The organism is Neotamlana sargassicola, assembly GCF_020523965.1.
Lineage (GTDB): Bacteria > Bacteroidota > Bacteroidia > Flavobacteriales > Flavobacteriaceae > Neotamlana > Neotamlana sargassicola.
Genome location: NZ_JAJAPX010000001.1, coordinates 665761 through 682548, shown reverse-complemented (window position 1 = coordinate 682548; position 16788 = coordinate 665761). Strand labels below are relative to the sequence as shown.

The 16788-nt window shown below is 32.8% G+C and carries 15 protein-coding genes; 4 read left to right on the top strand and 11 right to left on the bottom strand.

From position 1 onward, the window contains the following. Nucleotides 1-47 precede the first annotated feature (47 nt). From LG651_RS02945 to LG651_RS02930, 4 genes are all read left to right on the top strand, one after another. Entirely contained in the window at nucleotides 48-1226 is a 1179-nt protein-coding gene (locus LG651_RS02945; protein ID WP_226694660.1) for a helix-turn-helix domain-containing protein, read from the top strand. Nucleotides 1227-1322: 96 nt separating this feature from the next. After that, nucleotides 1323-2324, top strand: coding sequence for an NAD(P)H-dependent glycerol-3-phosphate dehydrogenase (locus LG651_RS02940; RefSeq protein ID WP_226694659.1), 1002 nt, complete (start codon nucleotides 1323-1325; stop codon nucleotides 2322-2324). A 52-nt stretch (nucleotides 2325-2376) separates the two neighbouring features. Beyond that, on the top strand, nucleotides 2377-2739 hold the full coding sequence (locus tag LG651_RS02935) for a hypothetical protein (RefSeq protein ID WP_226694658.1): 363 nt from the start codon (nucleotides 2377-2379) through the stop codon (nucleotides 2737-2739). Between the two features lie 94 nt (nucleotides 2740-2833). Beyond that, the gene (locus tag LG651_RS02930; RefSeq protein ID WP_226694657.1) at nucleotides 2834-3292 is read left to right on the top strand and encodes a hypothetical protein; all 459 of its coding nucleotides are present in this window, start codon (nucleotides 2834-2836) and stop codon (nucleotides 3290-3292) included. Between the two features lie 85 nt (nucleotides 3293-3377). Here the strand turns inward: LG651_RS02930 and LG651_RS02925 are convergent, their stop codons facing one another. The 11 genes from LG651_RS02925 to LG651_RS02875 all read right to left on the bottom strand — a co-directional run bounded on the left by LG651_RS02925 (nucleotide 3378) and on the right by LG651_RS02875 (nucleotide 16761). Further along, complete coding sequence (locus tag LG651_RS02925) at nucleotides 3378-3773, bottom strand: hypothetical protein (RefSeq protein WP_226541580.1); 396 nt, start codon at nucleotides 3771-3773, stop codon at nucleotides 3378-3380. Nucleotides 3774-3921: 148 nt separating this feature from the next. Then, complete coding sequence (locus LG651_RS02920) at nucleotides 3922-5340, bottom strand: efflux transporter outer membrane subunit (RefSeq protein WP_226694656.1); 1419 nt, start codon at nucleotides 5338-5340, stop codon at nucleotides 3922-3924. A gap of 5 nt (nucleotides 5341-5345) precedes the next feature. Then, complete coding sequence (locus tag LG651_RS02915; RefSeq protein ID WP_226694655.1) at nucleotides 5346-8483, bottom strand: efflux RND transporter permease subunit; 3138 nt, start codon at nucleotides 8481-8483, stop codon at nucleotides 5346-5348. A gap of 22 nt (nucleotides 8484-8505) precedes the next feature. Continuing rightward, nucleotides 8506-9633, bottom strand: coding sequence for an efflux RND transporter periplasmic adaptor subunit (locus LG651_RS02910; RefSeq protein ID WP_226694654.1), 1128 nt, complete (start codon nucleotides 9631-9633; stop codon nucleotides 8506-8508). A gap of 8 nt (nucleotides 9634-9641) precedes the next feature. Continuing rightward, complete coding sequence (locus LG651_RS02905) at nucleotides 9642-10142, bottom strand: GbsR/MarR family transcriptional regulator (RefSeq protein ID WP_226694653.1); 501 nt, start codon at nucleotides 10140-10142, stop codon at nucleotides 9642-9644. A 134-nt stretch (nucleotides 10143-10276) separates the two neighbouring features. Next, complete coding sequence (locus tag LG651_RS02900; RefSeq protein ID WP_226694652.1) at nucleotides 10277-11203, bottom strand: helix-turn-helix domain-containing protein; 927 nt, start codon at nucleotides 11201-11203, stop codon at nucleotides 10277-10279. 45 nt (nucleotides 11204-11248) lie between these two features. Beyond that, nucleotides 11249-11722: a DUF1097 domain-containing protein gene (locus LG651_RS02895; RefSeq protein ID WP_226694651.1), complete on the bottom strand. Its 474-nt coding sequence runs from the start codon at nucleotides 11720-11722 to the stop codon at nucleotides 11249-11251. A gap of 11 nt (nucleotides 11723-11733) precedes the next feature. Next, a complete protein-coding gene (locus LG651_RS02890; protein WP_226694650.1) occupies nucleotides 11734-12474 on the bottom strand; it encodes an SDR family oxidoreductase in 741 nt (246 codons plus the stop codon). A 94-nt stretch (nucleotides 12475-12568) separates the two neighbouring features. Next, entirely contained in the window at nucleotides 12569-15010 is a 2442-nt protein-coding gene (locus LG651_RS02885; protein ID WP_226694649.1) for a helix-turn-helix domain-containing protein, read from the bottom strand. 137 nt (nucleotides 15011-15147) lie between these two features. Continuing rightward, nucleotides 15148-16167, bottom strand: coding sequence for a phenylalanine--tRNA ligase subunit alpha (gene pheS / locus LG651_RS02880; protein WP_226694648.1), 1020 nt, complete (start codon nucleotides 16165-16167; stop codon nucleotides 15148-15150). 237 nt (nucleotides 16168-16404) lie between these two features. Next, a complete protein-coding gene (locus LG651_RS02875) occupies nucleotides 16405-16761 on the bottom strand; it encodes a hypothetical protein (RefSeq protein ID WP_226695004.1) in 357 nt (118 codons plus the stop codon). Nucleotides 16762-16788 lie beyond the last annotated feature (27 nt).

Below are 16788 nucleotides of genomic sequence, written 5' to 3'. Positions count from 1 at the left end.
CAACGATAATTTTTGGTGACAATATTTATCCTTTCTATATTCGAAACATGGATAGTTTGGAAATGTTTACCGATTTTTTTTTAATCGCTGGAATGTCTTTTTTAGCATTTTTAATTTTAATTCTATTAAAATCTAAAGTTCATTTTTCAAAAAAAATATTAACCATATTTTTTATAAACGCGTTTTTCTTCCTTTTATATTATTATGCCTTTTTACATAAAATAAAGTTATTAGCAGGAATTTCAATACTTTTTGGGCATGGTGTTGGCTACCTTTTAGGGCCTTCATTTTTATTTTTAGTAAAATCTTTAGTTTTTAAAAAAGAGGTTATCATAAAGCCATATATTAAAAGTTTAATTCCTTTTTTTATAGTATTTATTCTATTGAACATTCCCTTATCTATTGCTGTAACAACAAATTATTTATCGACTTACCATAACTTATACATTGTTCTTGAAATTCCTTTTAATATTATAGAAAATTTGTTTGTTATATTTTACATATTTAAAACGTTATCTTTTCTTAAAAGATTAAAGCTTTCTATTCAACAAAATTATTCTCACGTTTCTTCTCAAAATTTAAAATGGTACAAACATTTTATTATTGGTTTTTTAACTGTTGTGATTTTTGATATTTTATTGAGTATTTACGAAATATTTTATACCATTAATACTTTTAATATAGGCACCATAATTGCCTTTTTATTTTTCTGTTTATACATTTATTTGGGCTATAAAGGCTTATATCAATCTCAAATTTTTATACCAAGCTTTTTGCTAGATAATCTATACACAAATACAGAAAAGCAAGTTGTATTAAACAATATAAAAGAAGAAAAGCATAAAATAAGACGTTTAGATAATTTAAACTCAGTCGAAATTGAAAATTTAAAAAACAAACTATACCTTTTATTAACTAAAGAAAAGGTATACTTAAACGAAGAGCTTAACTTAACCGAACTTGCCGAACAAATAGGCATATCTAATAAAAAACTTTCAGAATTGCTAAACCATCATTTAAATACAAATTTTTATGACTTAGTAAACCATTACAGAATTGAAAACGTTAAGAAAAGATTTGAAAATGGCGATGCTGAAAAATACACAATAATATCTATTGCCTATGATGCTGGTTTTAAATCGAAAGCCAGTTTTTATAGAATTTTTAAACAAAAAGAAGGTGTTTCACCTTCTACATACAGCAAAAAATATCAAAACGTGTCTTAAGATAATTAAGTAAAACTTAATAATCTGCTAAAACTGTAAATTCTATTTACATATAATTTTATGTACTTTTGAAAAATATAATTTGAATATTTTTAAATGGAAAAACCTTTAAAATACGCTGTTTTTGGTGCCGGAAGTTGGGCCACTGCCATTGTAAAAATGCTGTGCGAAAATTTAAACGAAGTAGGCTGGTACATGCGCAGTGTTTACACAAAAGAACATTTAATACGAGAACAACACAATCCAAATTACTTAAGTTCTGTCGAGTTTCATTTAGAGCAACTAAAACTTAGTAACGATATAAATGAAATTGCAGAATACGCCGATGTTTTAATTTTTGTTATTCCCTCGGCATTTATACACAGTGAGTTAGAGAAATTAACTATAGATATTTCTGAAAAAATAATTGTTTCGGCTGTAAAAGGTATTATGCCAGAAAGTGGTTTGTTGGTAGGCGAACATTTTCATAACTTTTATAATGTGCCTTACGATAATATTGCAGTAATCGCGGGTCCTTGTCATGCTGAAGAAGTTGCTTTGGAGCGCTTATCGTATTTAACCATCTCCTGCTCAGACTCAAACAAAGCAAAAGCCATTGCCAAAAATTTAAGTAGCGATTATATAAATACAAAAATTAGTGATGATATTATAGGTATAGAATACGCTGTTATGCTAAAAAATATTTACGCTATAGCAGCTGGAATAGCCCATGGTTTAGGCTATGGCGATAATTTTCAGAGTGTTTTAATGAGTAACTCTATTCGTGAAATGAAACGTTTTATTAAAAAAATGCATCACATGAAACGTAATATTAATAACTCGGCTTATTTAGGTGATTTATTAGTAACGGGCTATTCTGTTTTTTCTAGAAACCGAATGTTTGGTAACATGATTGGTAAGGGTTACACTGTAAAATCTGCACAAATGGAAATGAATATGGTTGCCGAAGGTTATTATGCTACAAAAAGCGCACATTTACTTAACCAGAAAAACAACAAAAAAACCCAGCTTCCTATAATAAATGCGGTTTACGATATTTTATACGAAAATAAAAACCCCAAAAAAGTCTTTAAAAAGCTTACCGAAAAGTTAGATTAATTTTAACACTACTAATTAAACAAACTACCTTAGTATTAGCTACTTTTGCAGGATGAAAAAGTTAATTTATTTACTTTTACTACTTAGCTTTTCTAGTTATGGTTTTTCGTTAGAAAACAACGATTCACAAACCACTAAATTTGAACAAGCCCAAGAAGACAACATTTGGAAACTTTACGCTCCAGATGCACCTTCTATTACAACAAAAAGTGTAGAAAGTACTGTAATTAACTTAGTACAGTATGTTACTGCACCGCAAAACCTTGTACCGGTTTACAAGCTTCCTTTTAATGTTTCAAAATCGTTTGAAGCTTTATATACCAACACTTGCAAGGTTAAATTTAAGCATCAAAATATAATTGGTGTTCCTTTTACAAAAACGGATATTATTTTTCCGTTTCACTACCACTGGTAAACCGTATTCTTTTTTTCGTTTTAAATATTTATGTCTTAAATAAACGTTTAAGGCACAAATAAACACACATTTATTTAACTTAAAAAACATAAAAATGGATACTAGAAGTACCGTAATTGGCCTTGTTATAGCATTAATTTGCTTTGCGCCATTTGTAATATTTTCTATTATAAAAAGAAGAAATAAAAAAGCATTAATTAAAAACTTAAATACAATAGCTACTAAGCATAATTTCCAGGTAGGAAGTTTCGAAATTTTTAATGATTCAATTATTGGAATTGATAACAATTTAGAATTTGCTTTTTTTATTAAAGGTGAAACCCATACAGTTGTAGATTTAAAAAACACTAATCATTGTTATTTAAACCTTAATAAAGATAGAACTGAAAAAGTTGTACTAAATGCAGATATCGTTTTTCATCAGTTTTCTAATAAAAAAATAACGTTTAATATTTTTGATGATGAAGTAGATCCGCCTTTAAACGGAGAAATTCCTTTTTCTGAAAAATGGGTAAATACCTTTAACCAGAAAATAAAATTGGCTGCGGCTTAATAAACTAGCAAAGGTTTTAAAATAAAAAATCTGTTATTCCAAACTTTAAAAGAATAACAGATTTTTTTTATTTCTTGATTAAATATTACTTCACCAAAACACCTTTTAATTGCATAAGAGGCAAAGGCCTTAAAGCTTTGTTATTAATGGTGTTTTTTCTAAATAAATAGGTTTTATCGAACATTTGGTTGCCTTCAAAAAAGGTAATTTTAAACGAGTTGTTAAGTTCTAAAACCTTTTCTTGCATATATTCAATTTTAGCGTAACTACGTGCTGGTAATTTGGCTATGGTATGGCGCATTGGTGGCGTCATTTTAGTTTCGTTATAACCTTGCGATACAATAAGCACGGTATCTAATTCTTTATCGGTATTATTTATAATATAAGCATTCCAATCTTGCGTTTTATACTCTAAATGCTCTTCTTGCACTACAGCAACATGAACATCTTTTACTTCGGGTATATTTATATCTTTCTTCATACTACAAAAATAGATAAACTGTTTAAATACACTTTTAATTATACTTCATAAAAAAAGGACTTAAAAAATTAAGTCCCTTTTCATCAATAATTAATCACAACATTAAAAACAAATTTACACTTGTCTTTATCTTTTATTAAAAAATATATTATTTCCATCCGCCTCCTAAGGCTTCATATAAATTTACAACCGATGTTAATTGCTGTAGTTTACTATCTATAATGCTTAACTCTGCACTTAAAGCACTTTGGCGCGCCGTTAATAAATCTAAGTAATTGGCATAACCATTTTTAAGCAGTTCTTCAGAGTTTGTTTCGGCAGCCCTTAAGGCTTCCACTTCCAGTTTTCTGTATTCATATTTTTCGGTTTCTGCTTCGTAGGTGTATAATGCGTTCGATACTTCGCTACCCGCAATTAAAAGCGTTTTTTTAAAGCTGAGTAATGCTTGTTCTTGATCGGCTTGGGCAACTTCTTTTAATGTTTTAAGATGTCTTTTATTAAAAATAGGTTGCGCAATACCACCAACTACTGTTGCAAATAAGGAGTTAACGTTTAATAATTTATCGAGCTCTAAACTTTCTAAACCAGCTGATGCTGTTAAGGTTAACGATGGGTATAAATTGCTAGTTGCCACATTAGTTAACTCAAAACTTTGAATTAAACCATACTCTGCAGCCATAACATCTGGCCTATTGCTAAGTAATTGTGCAGGAACACCAAGCTTAATTTCCGATTCTATATTTTGTGAATCTAAACGGCTTCTTTCAAATTTTTGCGGTGTTTTTCCTAATAAAATACTCAAGGTATTTTCTGTTTTAAAAATAGCAGCTTCTAAATCTACTTGTAAAGACCTTGCGTTGTTATATTGCGCTATATTTTGATCGACAGCTACTTGTGTTACTTGTCCGGCGTCTTTTAAAGCCTTTATAGTTTCTACACCTATTCTTCTGGTTTCAATTGTTTGTTTGGTAACTTCTAGCTGTGCATCGAGCGCTAATAAATTATAATACGCATTTGCTATATTTGAAATAAGCTCGGTTTTTACTAATTGATGCGCCGAAACTGTTTGCAGATATGCTGCTTGGGTTGCTCTTCGGTTACTTCGTATTTTACCCCAAATATCGGCTTCCCAAGATAAACTTGCTGTAATGTCGTAAGTATCAATATTTCCTGTAATTAAAGAAGCAAATTGACTGTTTTCCGAGAGTTTTTGGTGTGTAACATTTGCTCCTAAATCTAAAGAAGGGAAATAACCTGCTTTTCCTTCCTTGGCATAAGCTGTTGCCGATTGTATTTGCTGTAATGCAATTCGAATATCCATGTTATTTTGTAAACCTTCTTCAATATACTGTTGAAGGTATTTATCTGTAAACATGGTTTTCCACGATACATTTGCCATAGACACACTGTCTTGTGGTAAATTTTCGGTTCTAAATAGTGCTTCGGTTTCTGGTGTAACATCAGTACGTTCGTAATCTTTCGCTACAAAACAACTTTGTAAGGTTACAACAACAACCAACAATAAAGCGCCTTTACTTATGGTTTTATATTTTTTATTTGTTTTCATTGTTTTTAAGATTCTATAGTTTGAACTACTGATTTACCCGATATTTTTTCTTGTAACCACTGGAAGAATATAAACAGAATAGGAATTACAAAAACACCTAAAATAGTACCAATTAATAATCCGCCAACGGCTCCAGAACCAATAGATCTGTTTCCTTCCGATCCTACACCTGTTGCTAAAACTAATGGCATTAAACCTAGAATAAATGCAAACGATGTCATTAAAATAGGACGTAAACGCGATTTTGCTCCATCGATTGCCGCTTCAACAATAGATTCGCCTTGCCTTCTTTTCTGTAAAGCAATTTCAACAATAAGTATGGCATTTTTTGCCAATAACCCAATAAGCATTATTAAGGCAATTTGGAAATAAATGTTGTTTTCCAATCCTAAAAACTTAGTACTTATATAGGCTCCAAATACACCAAATGGTAAGGATAAAATAACAGCAAAAGGCAACAAGTAACTTTCGTATTGCGCACTTAATAAAAAGTACACAAATAGAATACTTAAAATAAAAATAAAGGTTGTTTGGTTACCTGCATTTACTTCTTCTCGGGTTAATCCGGAATAAGCTACGGTATAATTACTTGGTAGTTTTGCAACTTCTTCTTCTATAACTCTAATAGCATCACCAGTACTGTAACCATCGTTTGTAGCTCCGGTAATACTTGTTGAGTTTAGTAAGTTAAATCGCGTTACAGATTGTGGCCCGTAAACACGCTTTAGTTTTACAAACTCTGTAATGGGCGTCATTTGCCCCGAATTTGTTCTTACATACATGCTATTAAGCGCACTTTCGTCTGCTCTATCTTCTGGTAAAGCTTGAATGTATACTCTAAACTGCTTACCAAATCGTGAAAAATCTGAAGCATAAATACCACCAATATAACCTTGCAACGTGGCAAAAATACTGGTAACAGAAACGCCTTTTTCTTTAGCCAATGGTACATTAACTTCCATTTCGTACTGCGGATAGTTTGTACTGAACGATGAGGTTGCATACTTAATTTCTGGATGACTCATTAAAGCCATTGAAAAATCTTTGTTTGCCTTATCTAAATCGGTAAACTCACCGCCAAACTTATCTAATAAATTAATTTCGAAACCTGAAGCATTACCAAAACCTCGAATACTTGGCGGCGAAAAGAATATAATATTAGCCTCTGGCACCGTTGCGGCAATTCCAAAAAGCTTTCCTGTTAATGCTTGTACAGAAAGAGTTTCGTCTTCACGTTCGCTCCAATCATCAAGTTTTATAATACCAAAACCAAAGTTTGTACCGGTTCCAGAAATTAAACTTCTACCTTTAATAAAGTTTACACCTTTAATACCATCTAAATCTTCAATTTTAGAATATAATTTTCTGGCTACGGCATCGGTTCTGTCTAACGACGCGCCTGCAGGTAATTCTATATTTGCAAAAATAATTCCGCGATCTTCACTTGGCACAAAACCTGTTGGTGTTGTGTTTGACGCCCAGTAAATACCAATACCAGCAATAATAATTAACACTACAGAAACAAATTTTTTCTTGTATAAAAAATGAAGTGATTTTCCGTATTTGTTAACCGTAGCATTAAATCCGCGGTTAAATAATGTATAAAAACGCTGCAGCGGATTTTTTTCTTTTAATTCTTCATCATCTTTATGCGCTTTTAATAATAAGGCACATAACGCCGGACTTAAGGTTAATGCATTTACGGCCGAAATTAAAATAGCTATAATTAAAGTAATACCAAACTGCTCATAAAAAACACCAGTAGGCCCAGTTACAAAAGTTACTGGAATAAATACCGCCGCCATAACTAAAGTAATGGAAATAATAGCACCAGATATTTCGCTCATGGCTTTTAATGTGGCATTTTTAGGGTCGTGCTCTCCGTCGTCCATTTTAGCATGAACAGCCTCAACGACTACAATAGCATCATCTACCACAATACCAATGGCCAGAACTAATGCGAATAAGGTTAAAAGGTTAATGGAATACCCAAAAACATTTAGGAAAAAGAACGTACCAATAATAGAAACAGGTACGGCAATTGCTGGAATTAAAGTAGACCTAAAATCTTGTAAAAAGATAAATACTACAATAAAAACCAGAATAAATGCTTCAATAAGCGTGTGAATTACTTTGTCGATTGATGCATTTAAGAATAAACTAGTATCGTAAGGAATAAAAATATCTAAGCCTTCTGGCAAATCGGCCTTAACGGTTTCTAAAGTGGATTTTATACCTTCAATAATTTCTTGTGCGTTCGATCCTTTGGTTTGGAAAATTCCCATAAATACTGCGGGATTCCCTAAACTCATAGCGTTCGATGCATACGATTGTGCATCAAGCTCGATGGTTGCAACATCTTTTAATCGCAAATACTCACCGTTTCCTAAGGCTTTTACAACAATATCGCTGTACTGACTTTCGTTTTTAAATCTTCCGCTATAGCGTAAAGCGTACGAAAACGATTCACCGTTATTTTCACCTAACGATCCTGCTGCTGCTTCTAAATTTTGTTCGGCTAAAACGGCCGAAATATCAGAAGGAATTAAATTATATGCTGCTAATTTTTGCGGATTTAACCAAATACGCATCGCATAATCTTGTTGCGAAAAAACGCTTACATCGCCCACACCACTAATACGCTGCATTGCCGGAATAACGTTTATTTTTAAATAGTTTTGAATAAACGTGGCATCGTAATTATCGCTTTCTGAATACATAGAAACAAACATTAAGGCACTTGTTTCTTGCTTTTGCGTAGTAACACCAGTTTGGGTAACTTCTTGCGGTAATAATGGCGCCGCTCTAGCAACACGGTTTTGCACGTTTACGGCCGCAATATCTGCATCCATTTCTTGGTCGAAATACACCGTAATTTCTGCAGTTCCTGTATTTGAAGCCGTAGAGGTCATGTACGTCATGCCTTCTACACCGTTTATTTGTTCTTCAATAGGAATAATTACACTTTCTAAAACGGTTTCGGCATTAGCTCCTGTATAAGTTGCTGATACTTTAATTGTTGGCGGTGCAATATCTGGGTATTCCTCTATAGGTAAGGTTGTTATACTAATAACCCCTAGCATAACTATGATAATAGAGATTACCGTTGAAAGCACTGGTCTTTCAATAAATGTTTTTAACATGACTAATATTTTTGAGGATTAATTAGTTTTTAAAAAGTACTGCTATGGGCTTTATGGCTTCATCAAAATCCATTTCTTGAGGCGTAATTTCCTGGCCATTTCTAAGTTTACCAACTCCAGAAACTACAATTTTGTCGTTGGCTTTTAAACCAGACTCCACAACATAAAGATTATCTACCGATCCTTTTACTTTTAAAATTGATGTACCTACTTTATTATCGGCTCCAAGTTTATAAATCATGACATTACCCTGTTGCTCGAAAGTTGCAGATTGTGGTACTACAACAGCATCCTTATATTCTATTGGAAACTTAATTTTACCACTGTTACCATTGGTTAAAATTTCGTTAGGATTATTAAAAGCTGCTCTTATTTGAATAGTTCCTGTACTTTGGTTTATTTGTCCGGTACTGGTTTGAATGCGCCCTTTTTCGGAATATTCGGTACCGTTTGCTAAAATTAAAGTTAAATCTGGCGATCTTTCTATGCGTTCTGCTTTAGTACGACCTTCCGATCGTTGTAAGTGATCGATATACTGCGCTTCGTTAAAACTAAAAAAAGCATAAACCTGTTCTATTTCGCTAACCGTTGTTAGCGGAGTTGCATCGTTAGGGCTAATTAGTGCACCTTCTCTAAAATTAATAGCGCCAACGTAACCATTAATTGGGCTTTTTATGGTGGCGTAATTTATATTTTCTGAAACACTACTATAACTTGCCTTGGCTTGTGCTAAATTAGCTTTAGCCGTTTCTAATTGTACAGGGCTAATAATATTTTTTTCAACTAAAGGAATAAGTTTATCTACCTCTACTTGAGCTTGATTAACTCTTGCCTTTGCTGCACTTGCATCTTGACTTAACGACTGCGTTTCTAGCTTAAATAATGGTTGGCCTTTTCGTACTTTCTGACCTTCATCTACAAAAACTTTTTCTAAATATCCGGTGGTTTTAGCGCGAACATCACTGTTTACAACACCTTCAATAGTTGCGGGATATTCGTTATAACCCGTTACGGTTTTTTGTTCTACTTTCGCTACAGGAAAAGTAGCAGGCGGTGCTTGTGCCGCCTGCTTCTGTTCGCTATTCCCACAACTTAAAATCACTAAGAAAACACTTAGTGAGATTACTGCTATTAATCTATTTTGTTTCATAATAATGGTTATGATATTTTTTGGTTATCTAATATTTTATTTTTTAATTCTTTTACAGCTAGAGTTGCACTATCTATGAACTTGATGTAATCATTGTGAAAATTTAAATCGAATTTTTCTTCTTCTTTTTCAATTTTATTTTCGTTAATTAAATTTTTATAATCTTTTATTTCTAAATGTATTTTGCGTTCATCTCTCCAGTGATCCATCATTCTATCAATATGATGAACAATCATATCTTTTTTAACAATAAAATATTTTTTTCTGTCGCCTGTTTTGGTGAAATATTCAATTTTATTTAAATCTTGTAAATGATTTAAATGCGTTGAAATTGTGCTCTTGCTAGCGCATAGAACCTCCACCATTTCATCGAAAGTAGTACCTCTTTTACCTGTTAATATTACATAAGCCAATATTCTTGCCGCTACAGGTGCTAAATACTCTCTATTTTCTAAATGCACTCCTAGTTTTTCAACCAAAGCCATTTTTTCTTTACAAATGTCTTTCATTAAATATCCTTTTTTCATTAATTACAATAATGCAAAATAAGTTGCGAAGTAATTTCTTTGCAAAAATATTAACTAGTTCGGAACAAACCGAACTAAACGAAGTTAATTTGTTGTTAAAACTATTTTAAGAATTATTAATTAAACGTTTTCCTGAATTCTACTGGAGACATTTCGGTTTTACCTTTAAATAATTTATTGAATGAAGACGGATACTCAAACCCCAATTTATAGGCTATTTCGCTAACTGACAGCTGTGTAGTTGTTAATTCTTGTTTTGCTTTTTCTATAAGTTTATTATGAATATGCTGTTGTGTAGACATGCCTGTTAGAGATTTTAACATGCTACTTAAGTAACTTGACGATAGATTTAATGCTGATGATATTTTTTCTACTGAAGGCAAACCAACTTCAATTAAATTATCGTTTTTAAAATAATTATCTAAATAAACTTCAACTTGACTTAAAAGCTGATGATTTGTTTTGTTTCTGGTTAAAAACTGCCTTTCATAAAAACGTTCGGCGTAATTTAAAAGAAGCTCTAGTTGAGAAATGATTATTTTTTGACTGAATTTATCAATGTTTGCTCGATATTCTTTTTCAATATTTTTAAAGATGTTTAACATCATATGCTCTTCATCTTCCGAAAGAAACAACGATTCATTTATTTCATAATTAAAATAATCATAATCCTTAATACTTTTTGCTAATGTAGCGTTCCAAATAAAATCTGGGTGTATTAAAAGCAAGTAGCCCGAAGGTTTTAACGGGCCACTTAAATTTATATTTGGGTTTCGCTCCATGCTCATAACTTGGTTGGGCGCTAAAAACGTCATTAATCCTTCATTAAAATCATATTCTTTTTGCCCATAAAACAATTTATAAGGCACATTGCGCTTTAAACCAATGGTGTAATAGTTTTGAACTAATTTTAAACCTTTTATATCTTCTGGAAATTGCACTTTACTAAAATCTATTAAACTGATTAATGGATGCTTTGGAGATGGCAAGTTCGCAAAAACATGAAAATCGGATAATTTTGTTATGTGTTTTATCTTTTCCATTGTAGTAAACCAAGTTTGGTTTTTATAAAATTAAATATAAAATAGTTACGATTTTACAGAAGTTTTAAAAACCAATTGAGTTAACGTATCATTTATAAAAGCAAATGCTAGACCTAACAAAATTGGTAAAAAAAGACTTAAAATTGAAATGACTTGCACATGCGGATGAACGCCAAAAAATATAATTAAACCCATAAACCAAGCCGGAATGTTATTTAAATACTTAATTTTTGATAAATAGGTAAGTGTAGAAATAAATATAAATACAGCCATGGGAAAACCCATTTTACCCAAATAACTTCCTAACAAGCCACCAAAACTTAATATTAAAGTTCCCATAATTATTCCCGCAGATATTGGAACCAACGTTAATAATGCCGATTTAAACGATTTGCCAAATAAATAATAACTTACCCAAGCTAAAAACAATACCCAACTTGGTAAGTTAAACGAAAAAGCTAAATATGTAGCTAGGGCGCCACAAACACCCATTATAATTGCAGATAAAAACTGTTTCATAATATGTAATTTTAAGCCATTCCGCCATTTGCTCCAACACTTTGGGCAGACATCCATTTAAACTCGTTAGTTGCCAATTGTGCTACTATATTTGCAATATCTGTAGGTGTTCCAAGGCGTTTAAACGCATTACTATTAGCAAGCTGATTTATTATGGTTTCCGATTTTCCTTGTAAAAACAAATCGGTTCCTGTTGGGCCTGGTAAAACGCAATTTACATTAATACCACGATGCCCAACTTCTTTTGCAAATACTTTGCTTAACTGTTCTACCGCTGCTTTGGTAGCTGAATATATGCCATAGGTTGGAAAATTAGTGCGTGTAACTGTAGAGGAAATATTAATGATACTTCCGTTATCGGCTAACTTGGTTGAAGCTTCTCGCAGCGTATTAAACACACCCTTTAAATTAATTTGTATTTGTTTTTCGAAAACAGCATCAGAAGCTTCAGAAATTAAACTGTTTAACATAACACCGGCGTTATTTACCAAAATATCTATTTTGCCAAAATGCGCTATACTTTGGGCAAATAATTGGTTAACATCTTCGGTTTTACTTACATCTGCTTTAACACAAATAGCCTCACCATTTTCCTTTAAAATTGTACCAACTACTTGTTCTGCCTCAGCTTTACTTCCGGAATAATTAACCACAACTTTTGCGCCTTTTTCTGCAAACGTTTTGGCAATTTGGGCACCAATACCTTTGGAAGAGCCTGTTATTAAAGCCACTTTTCCTTTTAAATTACTCATAATACTTTGTTTTAATTTATGTTACAAAGATGAGTTATGTGGTTGCCTTAAACTTTTCCAAATCGGCTTATTAGTTAGCCTTTTTTATTTTAAATTAAGAAGATGTAAGCTCACTTAAAACCAATTTAATTTCGCCGTAGCTATATTTGTCGTTAAGCTGAAGTTTTAAATCGGAAAGATTTTCGTAGGTTTTTGTAGGTAATATTTCTTTTAGCTCTTTGTAAACATCTGAAGCTATTAAATCGGTAATTTTAATTTCGCCTGAAGGAATAAATGTTGCTAAATGCCCAAAAATAGTATTTTCGTTAAGCTCACGCTGATTCGCTATTTCGGCTATGGTTTTACCATTTTTAAATAAATCTAAAGATTCTTTTTGGCTATCACCTTTTTGGCGTTTAGGCTTTTTAGGTGCTTCTTCTAGCTCAACTTGGTTAGTAACTTCAATATCGTTTTCCTCAACAAATTTGGTAATAACCTCTAAAATTTCTTTGCCATATTTTTCTACTCTGGTTTTTCCCATGCCATGAATAGCCAGTAATTCTTTTTTATTTGTTGGCAGTAATTCACACATCGCATATAACGATTTTTGGGTGAAAATTTGAAAATGTACTAAGCCTTCGCGTTCGGCAATGTCGTTTCTTAAAACTCGTAAAAGCTCGAAAAGATCAATATTTACAGTACCATCAATTACTTGTTTTCGTTGTTTTTTAGGTTTTTCTTTAGCTAAAAATACAGCTTCGGTACGCAATTTTAAATAAAAGTTTACACTAAAGGCGTGTGGCAACCCTTTAAAATACAATAGTTTTTCGGTTAAAAGTTCTTCTAAAGCATCAAGTTGTTTTTCAAGATCTTTTTCTATGGCTTTATTATCGGTTGTAAAATTTAAAGCTTTTAATGATGCTTCAATATTGGCTTTTGTTTGATCATTAAAATAAGCAACTGCTTTAGCAAAACGTTCTTGTAATGGTTCGCTGGTTTCAGGAATTTCGGTTTTTTCAACCAAGTTTTGTAGTTGAACTTTAAAGCCATTACCAACTTTTAATAAATTAGTTACGGTATTTTTAATTGTAATTGCTGGTTCTTCAACTTGACCTTCAATACTCCCTCGGTTTTTATAAAAGATATCTAAAACACGATTTGTTGGGTATAAAAAGGCGTAAAAATTAAAAATTTCGGCAATTAAATCGAGTTGAAAATCGCGTTCCGATTCTAATAAAACAGCTTCGTCTGGCTCGTTATTTGCTGCTTCTTCATTAAAATTTAAAACATGACTATCCGTAATTATTTGTTGCGGAGAAATTTTGCTTTTTAACACCAAACCCTCTAATGATTTACAACGACTTAAAGCCACATAAGTTTGCCCATGCGCAAAGGCAGATTCGGCATCAATAATTGCTTTTTCAAACGTTAAGCCTTGGCTTTTATGTATGGTAATTGACCAAGCCAATCGTAACGGAATTTGAGAAAAACTGCCAACTTTATCTTCTGTAATTTCTTTGGTTTCGTTATTTACCGTGTATTTTATGTTTTCCCAGGTTTCTAACTTTGTAGTAATATCGAAATTATCTTGCGGACAACGCACTACAACTTCGTCTTTATTTAAAGCAATAACTTTACCTATTTTACCATTAAAATATTCCTTTTCTTGAGAGCTATCGTTTTTAATGAACATAACCTGGGCGCCCACTTTAAGCTCTAAAACCAAATCGTTTGGATATGCATGTTCTGGAAAATTACCTTCTACGGCTGCTTTGTATTTTTGAGATTTTCCTGTTAAATCCTTTAGCTTTTGTTCGTTGGTTGCAATAGCTTTTCGGTTGTGAGTTGTTAACGAAATATAGCCGTCTTCGTCGTTTGCTATAAAATTGGGCTGATATCTTTTATTTAATTCATCGGCCGATTTTTGGGTGAGTTTATTATTCCTGATTTCATTTAAAATAGTAATAAAAACGGGGTTTTCTTGTCGGTAAATGTGTTTAAGCTCAATGCTTATGGCTTTACTTTGTTGATACGCCAAACTACTAAAGAAAAACGCATTTTTGTAATACGGTTGTAACAAATGCCACTCACTTTCTTTAATTACTGGCGAAAGCTGTTGTAAATCGCCAATCATGAGTAATTGCGTGCCGCCAAACGGTAACATTTTGTTTTTAAAACGGCGCAATACTTTATCGATGCCATCGAGTAAATCGGCACGAACCATACTTATTTCGTCTATAACCAAAAGGTCAAGCGACTTAATAATATTAATTTTTGTTTTATTGAATTTTCGGCTAAACTGCGACGAACTTTGTAAATTATCGTGTGGCAAAATAGGACCAAAAGGCATTTGAAAAAACGAGTGAATAGTAACGCCTTTAGCATTTATAGCGGCCACACCCGTAGGCGCCACAACCACCATACGTTTATGGCATTCTTTTTTTAATTTATGAAGAAATGTAGTTTTACCCGTACCAGCTTTACCGGTTAAAAAGATATTACGATTGGTTTTAGTAACAAAATTCCAAGCTAGGTCGAGTTCTTTGTTTTCCTTCATGTTTAAAAAATATGTATGAAGATAACTTTAGTTTTATGAAAATGCAAGATGTAAAGCTTATCTGAAATAAAAAACCCTGATAAATTCAGGGTTTTAAGTTTGTTACCTATTTATTTAGATGGATGACAATTTTATTTTTAAAGTGCCGATTTAAACTGCTCTAAAAAGCGCACATCGTTTTCGCTTAATAAACGAATATCTCCAATTTGGTGTAACAACATGGCAATACGATCGATACCCACACCAAATGCAAAACCAGAATATACTTCGGTGTCTATACCGCAGTTGGTTAATACATTTGGGTCTACCATACCACAACCGCCAATTTCTAACCAACCGGTTCCTTTGGTAATTTTGTAATCAGTTTCGGTTTCTAACCCCCAATACACATCTATTTCTGCACTTGGTTCTGTAAACGGAAAGTACGATGGGCGTAAGCGTATTTTACTTTTCCCGAACATTTCGGTTGTAAAGTGTTGTAAAGTTTGTTTTAAATCTGCAAAACTAACGTCTTTATCTATGTACAAGCCTTCAATTTGGTGGAAAAAACAGTGCGAACGCGCCGAAATAGCTTCGTTTCTATACACACGACCTGGTGAAATAGTTCGAATAGGCGGTTGGTTGTTTTCCATATAACGTACTTGTACCGAACTAGTGTGTGTACGCAATAAAATATCGGGGTTAGTTTGTATAAAAAACGTATCCTGCATATCGCGTGCTGGATGGTATTCTGGCAAGTTTAACGCTGTAAAGTTGTGCCAATCGTCTTCAATTTCTGGACCTTCGCTTACGTTAAAACCGATACGTGAAAATATATCGATAATTTGATTTTTTACAATTGAGATAGGGTGGCGCGAACCTAATTGAACGGGTTGTCCTGGGCGCGATAAATCGCCAAAAACGCCGTTTTCTTCTTCTTTACTTTCTAGAACATCTTTAAGCTCGTCTACCTTTGTTTGTGCAGTAGTTTTAAGCTTATTTATGGTTTGGCCAAATTCTTTTTTTTGCTCGTTTGCTACATTTTTAAATTCAGCAAAATAGGCATTAAGTAATCCTTTTTTTCCGAGGTATTTAATTCGGAATTCTTCTACCTCCTCAATGGTTTCGGCTTTAAAGGCTTCGGCTTCGGCAATTAGTTCTTTTATCTTGTCAATCATAGCTATATTATCGAAATGGTTGCAAATTTAGTGATTTTTAACGCGCTGAAACAAGTTTTATTTATCTTAAATGCTTTAGTCTGCATGGTTATTTGTGGCAAAAATACATTTAAGAACGAATAAACAATGCCTTTTGCGAATAGGTTGCGTTAAGGATTGCAGCGGCATCCTTTTTTGAGGTTACGAGAAAAAGATATAGCGGAAAGCCCGACCGCGCCTTAGCGTGGTAACGCCCATTTAATTAATATATTCGGTTTCTAGAAAATAGTTTACAATGGCTTCTTTCATTAAAACGCTTTGTTCTCCGGCTTTTAGGTGAGGTAATTGTTCGAGGGTTTTGTAGTGTGGCCAACCATCGTTATCTACAAAATCGAGCTCGTAATAGCCATATGGCGAGAGTAATTTACATATTGCAATGTGCATGAGATCGAGCTTTTGGTCTTTTTTAAACGTGCGGTTTAATTGCCCGAGTTCTTGCACTCCAATGAGGTAAATTATAGCATCTAAATCTAAAGTATCGCCATCTGCGAATTGATTGGATAGTTTTTTTACGACTTGTTCCCAGCGTTGTTTTAATTGTTCGTCTCGTGCCATTCCTTTTTTTAAAGTTTCTTGTTTCGG